We start from the raw sequence: 16988 nt of genomic DNA, 5'->3' as shown, positions 1-16988 counted from the left end.
CCGCGGCAGCATTATGCCGCCGCTACCGTGGCCGACTTTTGCACCGCCGCTCTCACCTGGTACGGCAGAAGCCGGGCTCGGCCAAAGGGGTCATGTTCATCACCATTGAGGACGAGACCGGACCGGCGAATCTTGTCGTCTGGCCAACGCTGTTCGAAAAGCGCCGGCGGGTCGTGCTCGGATCCTCGATGATGGCGATCAATGGTCGGATTCAGCGGGAAGGTGAGGTCGTCCACCTTGTGGCCCAGCAGCTCTTCGACCTGTCAGGTGATCTCGTCGGCCTTGCCGATCGCGACGAGGAGTTCAAGCTGCCGACCGGCCGCGGCGATGAGTTTGCCCATGGCGGTGGGCCGGATCCGCGTGATACCCCTAAGCCGGTTGTCACCCCGCGTGATATGTTTGTGCGTGATCTTCATATCGATACGCTGAAGGTTAAGGCCCGGAATTTTCACTGACCTTGTCAGTTGGAGCGAGACGAGACGGCAAAGTAAATATTTGCACCGAGCCTTATGGTGTGAACGTTCCGCGCATTAAGAGTGCGCTTGTTCAGACGCGCTTCCGTGTAAGTATGCAAGCGCGTCATTGAGGTTCACGACGTCTCCATATTTGGCTTGAATATCGAATAAGCTCTGCTCATGAGCAGCTCTAGACCTGTCGCCGACTGCCTCCCGAACAAGCACTGGCCGAAAGCCATATTGTACAGCGTCGACGACAGACGCCCTTACACATCCACTTGTCGTGCAGCCTACGATGATGAGGGTGTCGCGTCGCATCGCCTGAAGCTGGGACGACAATGTTGTCCCAAAGAAACAGGACGCATATTTCTTGACAAACACTGAGTCACTTTCATGCCAGTGAAGTCTTGGATCGAGCTTCACGACGTCCGAGCCCGTCTGCAGGGAAGCCAACCCCTTCATTTTGAGCCTCCAGATTCCGGCATCGCGAGCGTCCTGCTCGTCATATGATACAACGGAATAGAATATCGGCGCTTGAACTTGACGCGCTGCGTCGATCACCTCATTGATCGCTGCGATCTCGTCGTCCATCTTCGCGCCAAGCGGCAGTGTTGGATCTGTAAACGCCGTCATTATATCGACTACAAGAACGGCTGGCGCGTTTCCGAATCCGATATTGATTCCGAACCCTCGCTCGCGGAACAGTGTCGCATCGCTTACCGTAGTGTCCATTGACTTCTTCCCTGCTTCAACCGATGAGAGCTTGCAATTTCGTCGCCATTTGACCGCTACGATCGTGGCCTTGTTCGATGGCACTCCCGACACCAAGATATCGTTCAGCAATATCCTTCGATGCCGCCAAATCACCCGCTGACCCAGACATCGTAATCGTCGACTGTTCAAGCACGTAACCTCGGTCGGCGATAGCCAACGCCTGTCTCGCATTTTGCTCAGCAAGAAGGATGGTAATGCCTTCGTCTTTCAGACTTTGGATAAGTCGGAAGATTTCTGCTACAAGCAGCGGAGCAACGCCCAGTGAAGGCTCGTCCAATACAAGAATGCGTGGCTTGGACATTAGGCCTCGGGCAATTGCCAGCATCTGTTGCTGCCCACCGGAAAAGTTTCCAGCAGTGTCGCCGAGTCGTTCCTTCAGGACGGGAAAGAGTCGACATACGAAAGCTAATTGTTGATCTGTCGCCGATTTGTCGGCCATCGAAGCGTAAGCGCCCAAGCCGAGGTTGTCAGCTACAGTCATGCCACCGAAAATCTGGCGGCCTTCAGGAACGTGCGCGATGCCAAGCCTCAAGCGATCTGAAGCTGTTAAGGAGCTAATCGGCTTCCCGTCGAGAAGAATTTCGCCTTTCGACGGCCGCAGGATGCCCGATATCAGCTTGGCGGTGGTGCTCTTCCCTGCACCGTTGGAGCCGACCAGCGTGACGATTTCGCCTGCCTCCAAGGTGATGTCGATATTTTTCAACACCGTCGTGTTGGAGTATCCGGCGGAGACTTGGCGAAGTTCAAGCAGCGGCATTTTCTTCACGTCCCAAATAAGCTTCGATGACCCTTGGGTCTGATTGGACTTGGGCTGGTGTACCAGCCGCGATGACCGCACCCGCGTCAACGACCACGACATGATCCGCGACGTTCATGACGAGCGACATGTTATGCTCGACGACCAGAACGGATATTCCGGCCGTGCGAATTGCACGCAGGAGAATTGCTAGTTCTTCCGTTTCTGTATCGTTGAGACCTGCAGCGGGTTCGTCCAGACACAGCAGTTTTGGCTGGCTCATAAGTGCGCGCACGACTTCAAGCAGCTTCTGGGCTCCCATCGGCAAATCGACCGCGTGTGCATCTCGAAACTTGGACAGCCCGACCAGTTCCAGCATTGCTACCGCCCTTTCACGCAATTCCCGTTCTTCGGTCCTGCTCTTGGGTGTCCAAAACATCTGACTCAAGCCAGAGCATTTGAACAATCGATGACGGCCGGCAAGTACGTTCTCAAGCACGGTCAATCCTGGAAAAACCCGAGCTGATTGGAACGTCCTTATAAGTCCCAAACCCGCGACATCCATGGGGGATGTCCCGCTGATGCTCTTGCCCAGAAAGGAGACGCTGCCACCGTCCGCGGGAAAGATATTGGTTATCAAGTTGAACAACGTCGTCTTGCCGGCTCCGTTTGGTCCGATTAGCGCTGTAATAGTGCCGTTCCCGACGGAGAAGGAGACGTTATCAGTCGCCTTAACGCCGCCGAATGTTTTCGACAGGCCGGATACTTCGAGGATTACCGGCGAGTTGTCGCGAGCGAGATTATTGACCATCACTGAGCATTCCTCTGTACGAGCTTGCTTGCGCTTTCGTTACTGCGAACTCCAGGTGAAAGTCGGCTAAGACCATCGGCAATCACGCCATAAATGCCGCGAGGCAAATATAGGAAGCAAAGTATCAGGAGAGCGCCGCTGAAAAACGTCTTGTACATCGCCAGCGGCTGGAAAATCGTGGGCAACAGTGTGATCAGAATGCTCCCAAACGCTGGACCGACCAGCGTTCCTTCGCCGCCGATTACTAGCATCGAAACAAGCTCTAGCGATCTGTTCGTTCCAACCATATCGGGTGAGAGGAAGTTGAACGAAAAAGCAAGCAGGCTTCCTGAAAGCGAGGCAAGGACGGCGCTAATTAAAAATGCGACGAGTTTATAGCGAACGATGTTCACCCCGAGGGCGGTCGCCGCCATCTGGTCCGTTCGGATCGCTTGAAGTGCCCGTCCAAAGCTCGACTTCATCGCACCGAAAAACAGCAACAGCAAAGCAACGTTGATCGCAATGACCAAGTAGTACATCGAAAGCGGAGTATCGAAGTAGATCGATCCTACGGAAAATGATGGAATACCAACCATTCCGGACGGCCCACCGGTAATGTCGATGAAACCGATCGCGCAGGAATCGATTAGCAATCCAAACGCGAGTGTCGCTAGGGCAAGGTAGAGGCCGCGTAATCGCAGCGTTACGAGCGACAAGATCAGGGCGCAGATCACCGACAGAAGCACGCCGGCTAAGATACCGAGCAGTGGCTCGACATCGTAATTGATCGCCAAATAGCCAGCCGTATAGCCGCCTATCGCCATAAAGCCGGCCTGGCCAAGACTAACTTGTCCGGTATAGCCCATGAAAATATCGAGCCCGAGCAAAGCGATGAAAATGATTGCTGCAATAGTGAGGCTCGATATGATCGTGCCATCAACGAGGAACGGGAGCATTACCACGATTGTCAGCGCTACTGCGGCTGCGCCCCAAGCGACAGTTGGACAGAGTCTCGTGATGTGGCCCCAAGAGCGAGGTTCCTCTCTAACATCCTGACGGCGAGTCACGCGAGATGGCATCAAGCCCGTCGGCGCAAATACGAGCACAAGCAACAGAATCACCAACGCGATGGCGCTGCTAAACAAAGAGGACACGTATGCAGTTGCGAGCTGTGTCGCGACGCCGAGCAGCAAACCACCTACGATCGCGCCTGGAAAGGAAGAGATCCCCCCAATTACGACCGCAATAAAGCCCGAGATCGTGAAGAGCTGTCCGGTATTGAATTGCAGCGTGGTCGTTGGTGCAACAACAATACCTGCGATGGCAGCGATCGTTGTTGCAAGACCGAAACTGAAAATTGTCATGCGCGTCACGTTGATGCCCATCAGCGTGGCCGCTCCCGGATTTTCAGCGCACGCGCGCAGAGCCTTGCCAAGTGTGGTCCTGGCGATGAGGTACCAAATCGCGACAATGATCACGACAGCCGTGCCGATGATCCAGAAGGTCTGCGTAGGAACGAGAATTCCACCGATATTGAGCGGCTGCTCGCCGGAGAATGGCGGGACGGAGTATGGTTGGCTTCCCCAAATCACGAGCGCCAATCCCTCGACGAGGGTAAGGATGCCGACGGTCAACATCAGTACGTTGGCGTTGGATAGTTTTTTCAATGCCGGGACGAATGTCACAGCGCCTAACAATGTACCCGCCGCTGTCGTGACAAGCACGGCAGCGACGAGTGCGATCGGAAGAGGGAGGCCAAGGCTTTGGCTGAAGGTGTAACCGACAAGTGCAGCCACGATCGCGAAACCGCCTTGGGCTAGATTGACAATCGCGGTTACGCGATAAATCAACGAAAACCCAAGAGCGATAAGCGCATAGATCGTGCCTACCAGTAGGCCGCCGATGCTGATCTGTATAAATTCTGCCATAACAATTTCCTCCACCCAGTCGGCAATTACTGCTTCAGCAGTGCGCCGCCGACGTCGCTGACAACCTTCCAGGTGCCCACGCCGCTATCCCACCGCGTGACCACGACGCTTGATTTGTCGAGACCGCGTTGCGGATCTTTCTTGAAATCGTAAATCCCATTTATCCCGCCGAACCCCTGCAGGTTCGCCAGATACTCTTTCAACTGTTCTGCCGTCGCACCTTCTGGAAGTTTTTGGAGTGCACTGACTACAAGCAGGCCCGGATCCCAGGCGAACGTCGACGGTCCATCGGGCTTCACCTTCGCAGCGTCGAAAGCCTTGTAGAAAGCATCCTTTGCAGCCTTGGCCTCTGGAAGCTCCTTGCCGTTCTCGGTCTTCAGCCATTGCGGTGCCGGGATGTAAAGCTCCTTCGGCAGGAAACTCGCATATTGCTCCATCTGAGCGTAGGTCATGTTGCCATCCGTCGTGCCTACCGGGACCTCCAAGGCGGCATCCCGAATGGCCTTGAATACGGTCCCTACCGGAGCTCCAGTTGACCAGACGATAACCGCGTCCGGCTGGGCACCTTTCAAGCGTTGCACCTGTGCAGATGCGCTTACGTCCGTGGGATTGAACTGTGCTTCTGCTACAAGCTGCAGGCCAGCGAATTCGTCTGAACCGACAAGCGGTTTGATCTGCTTGTAAGCATCCTGGCCAGATGCATCCGTTGAAGTGATGAGGCCGATCTTGTTCCAACCACGGTCCTTGAAATAACGAAGAAGACCTTCAGCGAGGCCTTTCGTCGATACGCTTGAACTGAAAGCATAGTCGCCGGGCTTTGCATAAAGAGAGGGCGACAGACAGTACATGACTGGCCCGTTTTTCATGAGCGGCGACATCGCGTTGCAGAGCCCGGCAACCGCCGAGCCGATGATGACCTGTGGTGATTTCGTCTTGATCTGGTTGACGATTTGCACAGCGGTCTGCGGATTGGACTGGTCGTCGTGGAAGACAAATTTCAGTTCTTTGCCATGGATCCCACCGGCTTCTTTCACGACCTGCTCGTAAAGGTTGAGCGCTTGTTGTTCGGCTTTGCCAAGGAACGCCGCGCCGCCGGTCAGCGGCAGGACGACGTCGATTTCGAACGTGTCGGCCGCCGCGGCCTGATGGGCTAGGAACCCTGTCAATGCGGTTACTGCTATGGCAGCCAAGCGTGCTTTCGCTGATGTCACTCTATTTCCTCCCTTAGTGGATACTGCGATGTCATCACCGATCGCGCTGGTGTCGCGGCGACAGCGGGTCTCTCTCGGTGAATTCCTCCTGAGCCTAAGAATGGAAATTACTTAGGTCTCTTATCAATTAACATAGACGTCGCTTTTTTCGCTGTCGAGAGTGAATCGACATAGGATGTATTTGAAATGAGATACTCCTATAAATTGTCAAATTGGGTTGTTTTTAAAGCGAAAAATTGTTGTTGCGTAAAATAGCTTTCACGGATTTTAGTAGATCGGGATATGTGGCGAAGCAGCTACTGGTAAAATTGCATCGCCTGCCAACGTGTCTATGCCTTGTATCAAACGCATTTCCTCTGTAGGTTTTGCATCTAATAATTAGGCTTCTAAATTGTTTGTCGGTAGGGAAGCAAAGCGCCAAGTTACGACGGAAATTTTGAAGGGTTTGGTTCGCTTTGCCCGAAGGTTGTTCAAAGCCTGCACATTGAGTAAAGTTGATGAGTACCCGAAAGTGATGGATGAATGAAAAGTGGAACGAGCTCGCCTAACCTATCCACAGCCTTCGATGAGGCGTTCGAAGACATCGCTCTCCCGTTCGCTGAAAGCGTTGGCTATCAAGTCCGATTAACAAACCGCCTGATTCAAAAACTGCTCCAGCAGACAATCGAGCCGTACGGCGTAACGCTTGGGATGTGGTATTTTCTGCGCGCTCTTTGGCATGAGGACGGTTTAACGCAGCGCGAGCTGTCGCACATTGTCGGCACGATGGAACCAACCACGCTATCTGCCATAAAGTCCATGGAACAAAGCGGCTTGGTCGAGCGAACGCGAAACGCGGAAGATCGGCGCAAAATTAACATTCACCTTACGGCAAAGGGACTTGCTTTGAAGGATGAACTCCTTCCAATGGCCAAGCAGGTCGTCCAAACTTCAGTGAAGGGTTTCTCCGACAGAGAATTCCGCACATTTCTGCAGCTCCTGAATGCCATCCAAGCCAATATCCGACCAGTTTTAGAAAACGATAAGCTCGATATACTTTGATGAGGGCAAGGAGACGGACCGCCCGGCAAGACGGTCCGTCTCCTAATTCTCATTCGGCTGCGATCTGCTTTTCGGCGTCGACGAGCGTGCGCCAGTCGACCGTCTTCGCGTAAACGCCTTCATGCGAAGCGATTCTTGCTTGAGGTAGGCGGGGCTCCTCTGTGCCGAGCGCGGTTCCTCCTGCTGCGACCTTACGCGCCGCATCGACCATGAGGCGACGGAATTCTACAATCGCAAGATCGGAGGCGCCCAGGACGTCATCAGATCGGTTGACGATCGGCCCCATTCCTACCCACATTGCGATATCCTGGTTCGGAATACCCTTGATACCGGTAAAATTGCCCAACTTCATCGCTTGGCGATCCTGAAGGAAATTGTTCTCCTTTGTTCGGAGGGATTCCCAGCGCTCATTCAGGTGAATGCCTTTTTGAGCATGGTTGAACTTGCGCCAATCTTCCGTGCTGGGGCAGTCGCTCCCGCCCCAAGCAATGAAATGGAACGCCGTCGTGACGTCATCTATAGGGACAATCACGCTCGCGACGTTGTAGGAGCTGTTGGGTGGGATCAACGAGTAATACGGCGCAACAAACTCGGTAATACGAAGATACTGGTGAGTGTCCGCGTTTTTGATCGGCTTGCGAATGGCCGCATAGTGGAAGCCGTAGCTCGTTGTTTGCGTCTGCATCCGGGGCGACTTATCTGTCGATGGCCGATACCAAGACTTTTCATCCGCGGCGGCCCCTTCCACGCGCGCCGGCACCATATCCGAGGAGTGAAGGCTCGAAGAATGGGCGCTGTCGATCTGTCCCTCATGGATTTGCGCCCAGTTACAGGGAATACGGATCTTGAGGATCGAGACCTGGGTGCTTTCCGTCGGTGCGAAAGCCGGAGGATCAAATGCGGGTATATTAGCCTGGTCGCCTAGCCATGCCCAAACAAAGCCGCCCCATTCCTTGGTAGCGTATGATCTATGCTTGACCTTGTTCATCAGCGGGCTGCCATCTGGCTCAGATGACATAGCGACAATATTGCCCTCTACGTCCATCTTCCATCCATGATAGAGGCAGCGCAGCCCGCACTCCTCGTTCCGACCGTACACGAGCGATGCTCTACGGTGTGGACATAGTTCGTCCAACAACCCAAGTCGGCCGTCGCTGTCGCGGAAGGCGACATAGCGCTCTCCCAGAACCTCGACGAGAAGAGGAGTACCGTCGCGTTCAGCTACTTCTTCAATCAGACATACCGGGGTCCAATGCTGGCGCATCAGCTTTCCCATGGGTGCGTCACGTGAGACGCGCGTCAAAACTTCATTTTCCTCGTGCGTGAGCATTGGATCCTCCTAAGTTAGGTCTCTAACTAAATTTACATAGCGCGCAGCCATCCGTCCAGCCGTTGACAAAAATTATTTAGAGACCTAAGTAAATTTCACCGGCCATGGAGGATTGGCCAATACCCTTTGAGAAGATGACGATATGACCGATGACACCGCGCCCTTGGAAATGAAGGTCGTTCAGCGCCGCGAGCTGACGCCATTCATTACTGAATTCACGCTTGAACCGACCGACGGCCGTAGCCTGCCCTCGTACGAAGCAGGGGCCCACATCACCGTTAAAACTCCATCAGGAGCGATGAGGCGATACTCGCTCGTTCGGGATGGACATGAGCCGCCACAGTATGTGATCGCGGTGAAGAAGGAGCAGCAATCGCGCGGCGGATCGTCTTCCATGCACGAGCAAGCGGTCGTTGGTTCGACGCTGTCGATCGAGCCGCCTGAAAATAGCTTTGCCTTGAAGAAGGCCAGTAAATATCTCCTGATCGCTGGCGGGATCGGCGTAACGCCGATTTACGCGATGGCGGCCTCTTTGGCAGCTGAAGAGAAAGATTTTCAGATCATCTACTGCACCCGCAGCGCCTCCGAAACGGCATACTTGGAAGAGCTGCGCCAAGTATTCGGGAGACGGGTACATATCCATCACGACGAGGGCGATCCAAGCAAAGCTTACGACTTTTGGGATCACTTCGTCGAAATCAAGAATATGCATGTCTATTGCTGTGGGCCAAAACCTCTCATGGACGCAATACAATCGATATCGGGTCACTGGCCCGAGGGTCGAGTAAACTTCGAAGACTTCAAACCTGTCGAGGTCGTTCGCGTCGACGACACGGCCTTTGAAGTCGAGTTGGCCAGGTCGGCAAAAACGATAGTCGTGCCTGCTGATAAATCTATTCTCGAAGCTGTGCGGGAAAGCGGTGTCAAGACCACGAGCTCGTGTGAAAGCGGAACCTGCGGTTCATGCAAGTGTCGGTTGATCTCTGGAGCGCCGGATCACCGGGACATGGTCCTGACGGACGATGAAAAAGACGACTTCATCATGATTTGCGTATCGCGAGCCAAGAGCGGAGGGCTTGTCCTTGACCTCTGACATCCCTCCGGGAGACCCTGTCAAAATAGGTGTGGTCGGACTTGGGCGGGCTTTCATGCTTACGTTGCCCGCATTTCGGTCCGACAACCGCGTCCAGCTTGTGGCCGCTAGCGAACCTCGTGAGCAATCAAGATTGGCGTTCGAGCGTGAATTCGGTGGTCGCGCATACGACAATGTCGAGGATCTATGCCGCGACCGCAATGTCGAGATTCTCTATATCGCCAGTCCTCATGAATTGCACGTTAAGCACGTTTTGGCTGCTGCTGCTGCCGGAAAACACGTTCTCGTCGAAAAGCCACTGGCGATTTCAATGGACGATGCGAAAGTCATGGTTGAGGCGTGCGCCGCTGCAGGCGTTCTGCTCCTTGTTGGCCCAAGCCACAGCTATGACCAACAAATCCAACTCGCAAGGTCAATTATCGACAGCGGCGAGGTAGGAGAGGTGCGGCTCGTTCATGCCTTCAACTATACCGACTTTTTGTACCGGCCACGCCGACCGGAAGAACTGCAGACTGAGCGGGGCGGCGGTGTCGTCTTCTCCCAAGGGATACATCAGATCGACATAGTTCGATTGTTGGCCGGTGGTCTAACCCGAGAAGTGGTCGCCTTGACTGGCAATTGGGATCCTAAGCGATCAACCGAGGGAGCCTACAGCGCACTGCTCTCATTTCCTGAATCGATGGCGTGTATCACATATTCCGGCTACGCCCATTTTGATAGCGACGAGTGGATGGACAACATCAGTGAACTCGGTACGCGCAAAGATCCGACAAACTACGGAAACGCACGCAAAGCATTGGAGCAAATCGCTGATGCTGAAGAAGAGGCGCGGCTGAAAACAGCTAGAACCTACGGTGTGAGCGAACAAAAAGGCGCCGATCCTGAAACCTATGAACACTTCGGTCCGCTACTCGTATCCTGTGATCGAGCGGACATGCGGATCACCCCTTACGGCATCCATCTTTACAATGACGCAGTCCGCTTTTTCCGCCCAACCCCTCGTTTCAGGTATCCAAGATCAGAAATCATAGAAGCGATCGTTGCTGCCGTACGGAATAACATTCAGCCGGCTCAAACAGGGGCCTGGGGGCTTGCCAGCCTTGAAGTCTGCCACGCGATTTTGCAGGCAGCCGCGACTAAAACACCCGTTCATCTGAAACATCAAATTGGATTGAGGTAAACTCCATGAGCAACCTTTCGCTGTCACTCGCAATGGGGGACTATGATCGTACTCGTCCGATCGTTGATGGTCGCGTGCAAATCGATGGAGTAGATCCAACTTGCATGCTGCTGTCGCCTGAGGAGATGTTCTTCAGAGCTTTCCGCCACGCCGCTTTCGACATCAGTGAATTGTCATTATCTTCGTATTCAATATCGGTCGCGCGCGGCGAACCTCATTATGTTGCTGTACCTGTCTTTCTTTCGCGCGCCTTCCGTCACACGTCTATATATGTCCGCAAGGATCGTGGGATAGATACCCCATCTGATCTCCGCGGACGGCGGATAGGGATCGCGGAATACCAGCTTTCGGCCAACGTTTGGTTTCGTGGGATCCTGGGTGACGAATATGGCGTCAAGCCCTCCGAGATAACCTGGGTGCGGGGTGGCATGGACACGCCCGGCAGGCCCGAAAAAATCAAGGTTACGCTACCGCCTGAAATTACGCTCATTGACGCCCCCGAAGGCGAGACACTTAACAACATGTTGCAACGGGGTGAGATTGACGGATTTGTAGGGCCACGCGCGCCGCGGTGTTTTGATGAAGGCGATCCCGCGATCCGACGGCTGTTCGCAGATACGGTCGGAGAGGCCGAAGCCTATTTTAATCGGACTAAGATTTTCCCTATCATGCACGTTCTCGGATTGCGACGCTCGTTGGCGGATGCAAATCCCTGGCTTCCAGGCGCGTTGCTGAAGGCATTCACGAAGTCCAAGCGACTTGCCGAGGAGGCCTTGGCTGACACATCGGCAACTAAAGTCACGATGCCATTTGTCGAGGACAACCTTAGTAGAGCCCGGTCGATCATGGGGCCGGATCTGTGGCCGTATGGCCTGCAGCCTAACCTCACGACGCTGGACACGTTCTTACGTTACCATTTCGAGCAGGGGCTCTCTCCTCGTCGAGTAAAGCCTGAAGAGTTGTTCCATCCGGCAACAATCGAAGCTTACAGCCTGTAACGGGCCGAATCAGGACATTAAACAATGCGATTGCAACCTGGCGATATTGTCGAAATCGAAACTCCCGAAGGATTTTTTTACGCTCAAATGACACATAGCCACTCGGCCTATCCGGAAGTCGTGCGTTTCTTTAGCGGCGTGCACACGGCGCCTCTAGACGATCTAGCTCGACTGTCGGCTGCGCCCACAGCGTTCGTCGCCATGTTTCCTTTGGGCGGTGCGCTGGACACGGGCACGCTCGTCGGACGAAATCGTGGCGCGCTGCCAATCCCAAATGATCTCAGGTCCTTCCCGACATTCAAAATGCCAATACGGGATAAGCAGGGCGAGGTTGTGTATTGGTGGCTGTGGGAGGGCGATGGCCTGTCTTATACCGTTCCTCAAGACGGGTCATATGATGCTTTGCCAATGCGAGAGGTGATGACGGTTTCGGATCTCGTCGACCGCTTGCGGCGCACGCCTAATCCTGCCGCCTGACAAGCCGAGCCTTGGCACTCCCGCGTTGTCGCCTGTTCGTCGCCAGCTGGGAGCGCCAGTTCCATAATAACGGATCCGATATGTACTGACATACTAACATAACATATCAACGGTGCGCGACGTGAAGGACCGGATGAAGCTTTCGTTACTCGATTCCCTTTCCGCCTTCATAGTCTCCGACGATCATGAGCGGCAGGAGCAGTTTGGGGCAATCAGAGGTGGTCCCGCTTGGTGAGACAGCTTGGCGGCTTGGCTAAGGTGGATCGGGTTTCGTTTTTACGCCGCCAGTTTCTCCGTCATTTCCGCCATAGCATAGACCTCGTCGGGCGTCTTGCCGCCGAAGGTCGAGTGCGGGCGTCGCCGGTTGTAATAGTCGATCCAGGAACCGATGCCGCTGCGGGCTTCGCTTCCCGTCTCGAATGCGTTGAGGAAGACGCACTCGTATTTGAGGCTGCGCCACAGCCGCTCGATGAAGACGTTGTCCATCCAGCGCCCGCGTCCATCCATGGAGATGCGAATGCCGGCGTCCTTCAGCGTCGTCGTGAAGGCGAAGCTGGTGAACTGGCTTCCCTGATCGGTATTGAAGATGTCGGGCTTGCCGTGGCAGGCGATCGCCTCTTCAAGAGCGGCGACGCAGAAGTCGGCATCCATCGTGTTCGATAGCCGCCAAGCCAGCACCTTGCGGCTGAACCAGTCCATGATGGCGACCAGGTAGAGGAAGCCGCGCCGCATCGGGATATAGGTCACATCCGCACACCAGACCTGATCCGGCCGCTCGACCGCCATGTGACGCAGCAGGTAAGGATAGATGCGATGCTGCGGATGCGGCTCACTGGTCTTGGGTGCCTGATAGATCGGCGACAGACCGATCTTGCGCATCAGCCGCCGGACCCGCTTGCGGCCGACGCACCAGCCTTGGCGGCGCAGATGCCGCGCCATCTGGCGCGAGCCATACCAGGGCATTTCCATAAAAGCCTCATCGATGATGCGCATCAGTTCGAGGTTCTCAGGGCTCTCACCGAGGGGCTGGCGATAGAACGAGGCCCGCGAAATCGAGACCAGTTCGCATTGGCGGCGGATCGAGAGCCGGTTGTGATCGGGATCAATCATCATTCTCCTCCGATCCAGGCTCAGCGATCGAAGGCTTTGGCCAAAAAATCCCGCTCAACGACGAGTTGGCCGATCTTGGCGTGAAGCTTCGTCACCTCGGCTTCCCGGCCGACCTGCGCACCCGCTGCCTTGTCGTCGAACGCCTTGGCCAGGTTTTCGATTGCTTGCCGTTTCCACTGCGTGATCTGGTTGGGGTGAAGCTGGTGCTTCGTCGCCAGTTCCGAAATCGTCCGCTCGCCGCGGATCGCCTCAAGCGCGACCTTGGCCTTGAAGTCGGCCGTAAACCGTCTGCGTGTCTTCATGCTGGACTGTCCTTCTCATCGGAAAATCCACCTTATGCCCCTGTCTCAGAAACCGGCACCACCTCTATCTGCCCCAATAGGATCGTCACGTCCACCGGATCAAGTCCCGCCCCGTCACCGACGAGGTTGCCATGACCGACACCCGCCGCCGACAAGTAGCCTTCGTTGGTTACCAACGACCTCCCAATTCGGCCGGTGTCTCGATTTTCTGCTGCCCGGGCCCCCCCGAATACGATTTTGATTTTGGGTGTGAGGCAATCGGAGAGCCAGCAGCGCGACCGATCTCCCGGTCCGATAGCAAAACATATCAATTCGCGTTTGCTGAACTCGCGATGGACGCTCGACAGAGTGCTGACGGCAATTCCAAGCCGACAATCGCTGCATTGACGCCAACCTCTGCACCGATGATCGCGATTTTCAGCTGACGAGCACCACAACTTCTTGCCGTCCTTACGAAATGTCATATTCTTCCCGGCGGTGCCCCGGACCACAAACTCATGCATAGCCAGATCGGAAGGCGATTTCCGCAAACCCTTGCGGTCGCGATAAGACGGCGCGGCAGTGACAAAGAGTGGCCAACGACCGACCAATCGAGCAAGCGCGCTACTGTCGGAAAGTTCGCCGAAACGGATAACTACGTCGACGCAGGAAAGCAGTAGGCGCTCGAGAAAGAACTTTCCATCAGATCAACCTCGGACGCACAACGGACCGACCCATTTCGCCAGTTTTGTCCTCCACGGAGAACGAAAGATTTCCGCGTTTCTTCCATAGAGAAATCTTTCTATTGACTCATCCCTCCTTTAATTTCTAAACTTTAGAAAATAAAGGAGGGATGAGTGGGTCTCCATCATGGCCACATCTTACGCATTTTGCGCGACGAAGGGCCGTTATCGAGAGCCATTCTCGCGCGTCGAAGCAAGTTGTCCGCAACCACGCTAACGCATGTAACGGCGCAGCTTCTTGCTGATGGTTGCGTTGTCGAAGCGGAGCCGGCGGAAACGAGTGGAGTTGGTCGACCGGGTATGGCGATCAAGCTTTTCCCTGATGCTCATCATGCCGCCGGCGTGCATATCGGCGCCGGGCTCGTGCAGCTTACCCTTGCAAACCTTGCGGGCACGCCCAAGGCATCCGCTTTCTTCGAATTCACGCTGAACGAAACGTCGCCGGAAGCTGTTATAGCCCGTGTCGCCGATGAGATCGAAAGGCTGAAAGCCGAAAGCAGCATTGAGCAATTGCTTGGTATAGGGGTCGGGGTACCTGGTCCGGTCAGCAGCGACCGGCGGGGGCTCCTGGCGTCGATCAATACCGGCTGGCGCAACCTCCCTGTCGCCGAAATGTTGGAACGGCGAGCGAGCATACCCGTGATCCTAGAGCACAACGTGACTGCGATGGCCGTAGCGGAGGCGCGTTTTGGCCTCGGGCAGGATGTTCCGGCCGTCCTGTTCATCTATCTTCGCTCCGGCCTAGGCGCCGGTCTGGTCGTCGATGATGTGCCGTTCCGGCCCGGCGGCCATGGGGCAGTCGAACTTGGCCACATCCAGATCTCGCAGGGCGGTCCGCTCTGTAGCTGTGGCAATCATGGCTGCCTCGAAAGCTATGTGAACGAGCGCGTCCTGACGCACGCCTTGGGGCTTGAAGGACCCGTGCCGTCCGATCTTCTGGCACGGTTGGAGAAAACCGAAACATGGGCGCCGACGCTTGCGTGCTTGACGGATTCACTGGCGATCGCGATCAATCTCCTCACCCCGGATCTCATCATTTTCGGCGGTCATTTCGGTGAAGCGCCGGAAAGCCTGTTCTCGCATCTAAGGCACCATCTGCCACCGCGGGTCATGCCGCACATGCGCGATATCCTGCGGCTCGAACGCACGAGTTTCGGCATGCAGTCCGGCGCCATCGGCGGCGCGACCGTCGCCTTGGACCACTTTTTTTATTCGGGAGATCGCCATTGAGCACCGTGTCGACCAAAAGCGACGACTTCAGCGAAAAGAGGCGTTCGCCGGCGGACCTGCCGCCGATCGCTATCAACTTCATCGCCTTCGCATTCGGCATGGCGGTCTGGTGGGCGATCACGTCAGCGAAGCTGGTGGTGCTGCCGGGACCGGGCGAGGTCGCCCAGCGCGCAGTCGAGCTGGCTGAAAACGGCCAGTTGCCGCTCGACATTCTCTCCAGCATCACCCGCGTGCTCAGCGGCTTCCTGCTGGGCGTGGCGCTGGCCATACCCGTCGGTTTCCTGATGGGCTGGTACCGCGTCGCCCGCGCCTTGATCGAGCCCTATATCCAGTTCTTCCGGATGATCCCGCCGCTCGCCATCATTCCGCTTGCCATCGTCACCATGGGCATTGATGAAGCGCCGAAGATCTTCGTGATCTTTCTCGCCTCGTTCCTATCGTGTGTCGTTGCCACTTATCAGGGCGTGATCAGCGTCGATCGCACATTGGTCAATGCGGCCCGCGTGCTCGGCGCGAAGGATGGCGTTATCTTCCTGCGCGTGATCATCCCGGCGTCAATCCCGTTCATCATGGTCGGCGTCAGGATCGGCCTCGGCTCATCCTGGGCAACGGTTGTCGCTGCCGAACTGATCGCTGCCCAATCCGGGCTCGGCTTTCGCATGCAGCAGGCGCAGCTTTATTACGATCTGGCGACCATCTTCGTCAGCCTGATCACCATCGGCATTCTCGGCCTCGTCATGGATCGCCTCGTCCAGGCGGCGGAAAAACGCCTTACCCGCTGGCAGGAGCGCGTATCATGAACCAGGCAAATTCCGAACCAAAGATCTCGTTTCAGAACGTCACCCGCCGCTTTGGATCGGATGACACGTCCTTCCTCGCGCTTGACAGATTGAGCCTCGATATCGGCGACGGCGAATTTGTTACCGTGGTCGGTCCCTCCGGTTGCGGCAAGTCGACGGCCATGAACATTGCGGCCGGTTTGACCGATGTGTCGGACGGGCGGGTGATGGTCGATGGCAAGCCGGTCCGCGGACCCGGTCCGGAACGTGGCGTGATCTTCCAGCAATATGCGCTCTTTCCCTGGCTGAGCGTTCGCCAGAATGTCGAATTCGGCCTGCGCATCAAAGGCATGCCGGCAGCCGAGCGCAGGCGCATCGCCGACCATTTTATCGATCTCGTCGGCTTGAAGGACTTTGCCGACGCCCTGCCCAAGACCCTGTCGGGCGGCATGAAGCAGCGCTGCGCCATCGCGCGCGCCTATGCCGTCAACCCCTCAGTCCTTCTGATGGACGAGCCGTTCGGCGCACTCGATGCCTTGACCCGCGTCACCATGCAGGACCAGCTGCTCGACACATGGAGCCGCGAACGGCGGACGGTCGTCTTCATCACCCATGATGTCGACGAGGCGGTCTATCTCGCCAACCGCGTTATCGTCATGGCGGCGCGGCCCGGCCGCCTGCACAAGATCATCCCCGTCGACCTGCCCTATCCGAGAACGGAAGAAATCCGGCTTTCGCCCGAATTTGCCGAAATCCGCAATCAGGTCTGGCATGCCGTCTATCACCAGAACCCACAGATCAGTTCAAACGCACGATGAGGAGGAATATCGTG

General features: G+C 55.8%; 17 protein-coding genes. 10 read left to right on the top strand and 7 right to left on the bottom strand.

All coding sequences use genetic code 11. The features are described 5' to 3' along the window. Positions 1 to 455, top strand: a 455-nt coding sequence (locus ACODTZ_RS32850; RefSeq protein WP_489031091.1) for an OB-fold nucleic acid binding domain-containing protein, incomplete at its 5' end; no start/stop codon positions are given. A gap of 75 nt (positions 456 to 530) precedes the next feature. On the opposite strand, the gene ACODTZ_RS32845 is transcribed toward ACODTZ_RS32850, so the two are convergent. The 5 genes from ACODTZ_RS32845 to ACODTZ_RS32825 are packed head-to-tail and all read right to left on the bottom strand — an operon-like array spanning position 531 to position 5894. Further along, complete coding sequence (locus ACODTZ_RS32845; protein WP_489031089.1) at positions 531 to 1187, bottom strand: isochorismatase family protein; 657 nt, start codon at positions 1185 to 1187, stop codon at positions 531 to 533. Positions 1188 to 1203: 16 nt separating this feature from the next. Beyond that, entirely contained in the window at positions 1204 to 1986 is a 783-nt protein-coding gene (locus ACODTZ_RS32840) for an ABC transporter ATP-binding protein (RefSeq protein ID WP_489031087.1), read from the bottom strand. After that, positions 1973 to 2776, bottom strand: coding sequence for an ABC transporter ATP-binding protein (locus ACODTZ_RS32835; RefSeq protein ID WP_489031085.1), 804 nt, complete (start codon positions 2774 to 2776; stop codon positions 1973 to 1975). The genes ACODTZ_RS32840 and ACODTZ_RS32835 overlap by 14 nt, the downstream gene beginning before the upstream one ends. Next, a complete protein-coding gene (locus ACODTZ_RS32830) occupies positions 2776 to 4683 on the bottom strand; it encodes an ABC transporter permease (RefSeq protein ID WP_489031084.1) in 1908 nt (635 codons plus the stop codon). Before ACODTZ_RS32830 ends, ACODTZ_RS32835 begins: the two co-directional genes overlap by 1 nt. Positions 4684 to 4709: 26 nt before the next feature. After that, positions 4710 to 5894, bottom strand: coding sequence for an ABC transporter substrate-binding protein (locus ACODTZ_RS32825; protein ID WP_489031082.1), 1185 nt, complete (start codon positions 5892 to 5894; stop codon positions 4710 to 4712). A gap of 522 nt (positions 5895 to 6416) precedes the next feature. Between ACODTZ_RS32825 and ACODTZ_RS32820 the strand changes: the two genes are divergently transcribed. Further along, on the top strand, positions 6417 to 6935 hold the full coding sequence (locus ACODTZ_RS32820; protein ID WP_489031080.1) for a MarR family winged helix-turn-helix transcriptional regulator: 519 nt from the start codon (positions 6417 to 6419) through the stop codon (positions 6933 to 6935). A gap of 49 nt (positions 6936 to 6984) precedes the next feature. Here ACODTZ_RS32820 and ACODTZ_RS32815 read toward each other — a convergent pair whose 3' ends face one another. Beyond that, positions 6985 to 8265 (bottom strand): Rieske 2Fe-2S domain-containing protein, encoded by a 1281-nt coding sequence (locus ACODTZ_RS32815; RefSeq protein ID WP_489031078.1) that lies wholly within the window; start codon positions 8263 to 8265, stop codon positions 6985 to 6987. Between the two features lie 142 nt (positions 8266 to 8407). Between ACODTZ_RS32815 and ACODTZ_RS32810 the strand changes: the two genes are divergently transcribed. From ACODTZ_RS32810 to ACODTZ_RS32795, 4 genes are read left to right on the top strand one after another with little or no spacing between them, the layout of a single operon-like run. Next, positions 8408 to 9358, top strand: a complete 951-nt coding sequence (locus tag ACODTZ_RS32810) for a PDR/VanB family oxidoreductase (RefSeq protein WP_489031076.1) — start codon at positions 8408 to 8410, stop codon at positions 9356 to 9358. Next, positions 9348 to 10538, top strand: coding sequence for a Gfo/Idh/MocA family oxidoreductase (locus ACODTZ_RS32805; RefSeq protein ID WP_489031074.1), 1191 nt, complete (start codon positions 9348 to 9350; stop codon positions 10536 to 10538). The genes ACODTZ_RS32810 and ACODTZ_RS32805 overlap by 11 nt, the downstream gene beginning before the upstream one ends. A gap of 5 nt (positions 10539 to 10543) precedes the next feature. Further along, positions 10544 to 11536, top strand: coding sequence for an ABC transporter substrate-binding protein (locus tag ACODTZ_RS32800; RefSeq protein WP_489031072.1), 993 nt, complete (start codon positions 10544 to 10546; stop codon positions 11534 to 11536). Between the two features lie 24 nt (positions 11537 to 11560). Beyond that, the gene (locus ACODTZ_RS32795; RefSeq protein WP_489031070.1) at positions 11561 to 12013 is read left to right on the top strand and encodes a hypothetical protein; all 453 of its coding nucleotides are present in this window, start codon (positions 11561 to 11563) and stop codon (positions 12011 to 12013) included. A 276-nt stretch (positions 12014 to 12289) separates the two neighbouring features. Here ACODTZ_RS32795 and ACODTZ_RS32790 read toward each other — a convergent pair. Next, a protein-coding gene (locus ACODTZ_RS32790; protein ID WP_489031068.1) for an IS3 family transposase occupies positions 12290 to 13425 on the bottom strand; the annotation gives its coding sequence in 2 pieces (ribosomal slippage) (positions 12290 to 13173 and positions 13173 to 13425; 1137 coding nt in all). Between the two features lie 131 nt (positions 13426 to 13556). Here ACODTZ_RS32790 and ACODTZ_RS32785 point away from each other — a divergent pair. The 4 genes from ACODTZ_RS32785 to ACODTZ_RS32770 all read left to right on the top strand — a co-directional run bounded on the left by ACODTZ_RS32785 (position 13557) and on the right by ACODTZ_RS32770 (position 16974). Continuing rightward, positions 13557 to 13850 (top strand): hypothetical protein, encoded by a 294-nt coding sequence (locus ACODTZ_RS32785; protein ID WP_489031066.1) that lies wholly within the window; start codon positions 13557 to 13559, stop codon positions 13848 to 13850. A 411-nt stretch (positions 13851 to 14261) separates the two neighbouring features. Beyond that, complete coding sequence (locus ACODTZ_RS32780; protein WP_489031064.1) at positions 14262 to 15377, top strand: ROK family transcriptional regulator; 1116 nt, start codon at positions 14262 to 14264, stop codon at positions 15375 to 15377. Between the two features lie 98 nt (positions 15378 to 15475). Next, the gene (locus ACODTZ_RS32775) at positions 15476 to 16177 is read left to right on the top strand and encodes an ABC transporter permease (RefSeq protein WP_489031101.1); all 702 of its coding nucleotides are present in this window, start codon (positions 15476 to 15478) and stop codon (positions 16175 to 16177) included. Next, positions 16174 to 16974, top strand: coding sequence for an ABC transporter ATP-binding protein (locus tag ACODTZ_RS32770; RefSeq protein WP_489031062.1), 801 nt, complete (start codon positions 16174 to 16176; stop codon positions 16972 to 16974). Before ACODTZ_RS32775 ends, ACODTZ_RS32770 begins: the two co-directional genes overlap by 4 nt. The last annotated feature ends 14 nt before the right edge of the window (positions 16975 to 16988 follow it).

The organism is Rhizobium sp. FG113 (assembly GCF_057809895.1).
The sequence above is the reverse complement of the archived record's forward strand: the minus strand, read 5'-3'. Positions and strand labels throughout refer to the sequence as shown.

Excerpts from the sequence above, each read along its gene's own strand:
- ACODTZ_RS32785 (WP_489031066.1), top strand. The coding sequence starts at position 13,557 with ATGACCGACACCCGCCGCCGACAAGTAGCCTTCGTTGGTTACCAACGA.
- ACODTZ_RS32830 (WP_489031084.1), bottom strand. The coding sequence starts at position 4,683 with ATGGCAGAATTTATACAGATCAGCATCGGCGGCCTACTGGTAGGCACG.
- ACODTZ_RS32815 (WP_489031078.1), bottom strand. The coding sequence starts at position 8,265 with ATGCTCACGCACGAGGAAAATGAAGTTTTGACGCGCGTCTCACGTGAC.
- ACODTZ_RS32800 (WP_489031072.1), top strand. The coding sequence starts at position 10,544 with ATGAGCAACCTTTCGCTGTCACTCGCAATGGGGGACTATGATCGTACT.
- ACODTZ_RS32820 (WP_489031080.1), top strand. The coding sequence starts at position 6,417 with ATGAAAAGTGGAACGAGCTCGCCTAACCTATCCACAGCCTTCGATGAG.
- ACODTZ_RS32840 (WP_489031087.1), bottom strand. The coding sequence starts at position 1,986 with ATGCCGCTGCTTGAACTTCGCCAAGTCTCCGCCGGATACTCCAACACG.
- ACODTZ_RS32810 (WP_489031076.1), top strand. The coding sequence starts at position 8,408 with ATGACCGATGACACCGCGCCCTTGGAAATGAAGGTCGTTCAGCGCCGC.
- ACODTZ_RS32795 (WP_489031070.1), top strand. The coding sequence starts at position 11,561 with ATGCGATTGCAACCTGGCGATATTGTCGAAATCGAAACTCCCGAAGGA.
- ACODTZ_RS32835 (WP_489031085.1), bottom strand. The coding sequence starts at position 2,776 with ATGGTCAATAATCTCGCTCGCGACAACTCGCCGGTAATCCTCGAAGTA.
- ACODTZ_RS32845 (WP_489031089.1), bottom strand. The coding sequence starts at position 1,187 with ATGGACACTACGGTAAGCGATGCGACACTGTTCCGCGAGCGAGGGTTC.
- ACODTZ_RS32775 (WP_489031101.1), top strand. The coding sequence starts at position 15,476 with ATGGCGGTCTGGTGGGCGATCACGTCAGCGAAGCTGGTGGTGCTGCCG.
- ACODTZ_RS32770 (WP_489031062.1), top strand. The coding sequence starts at position 16,174 with ATGAACCAGGCAAATTCCGAACCAAAGATCTCGTTTCAGAACGTCACC.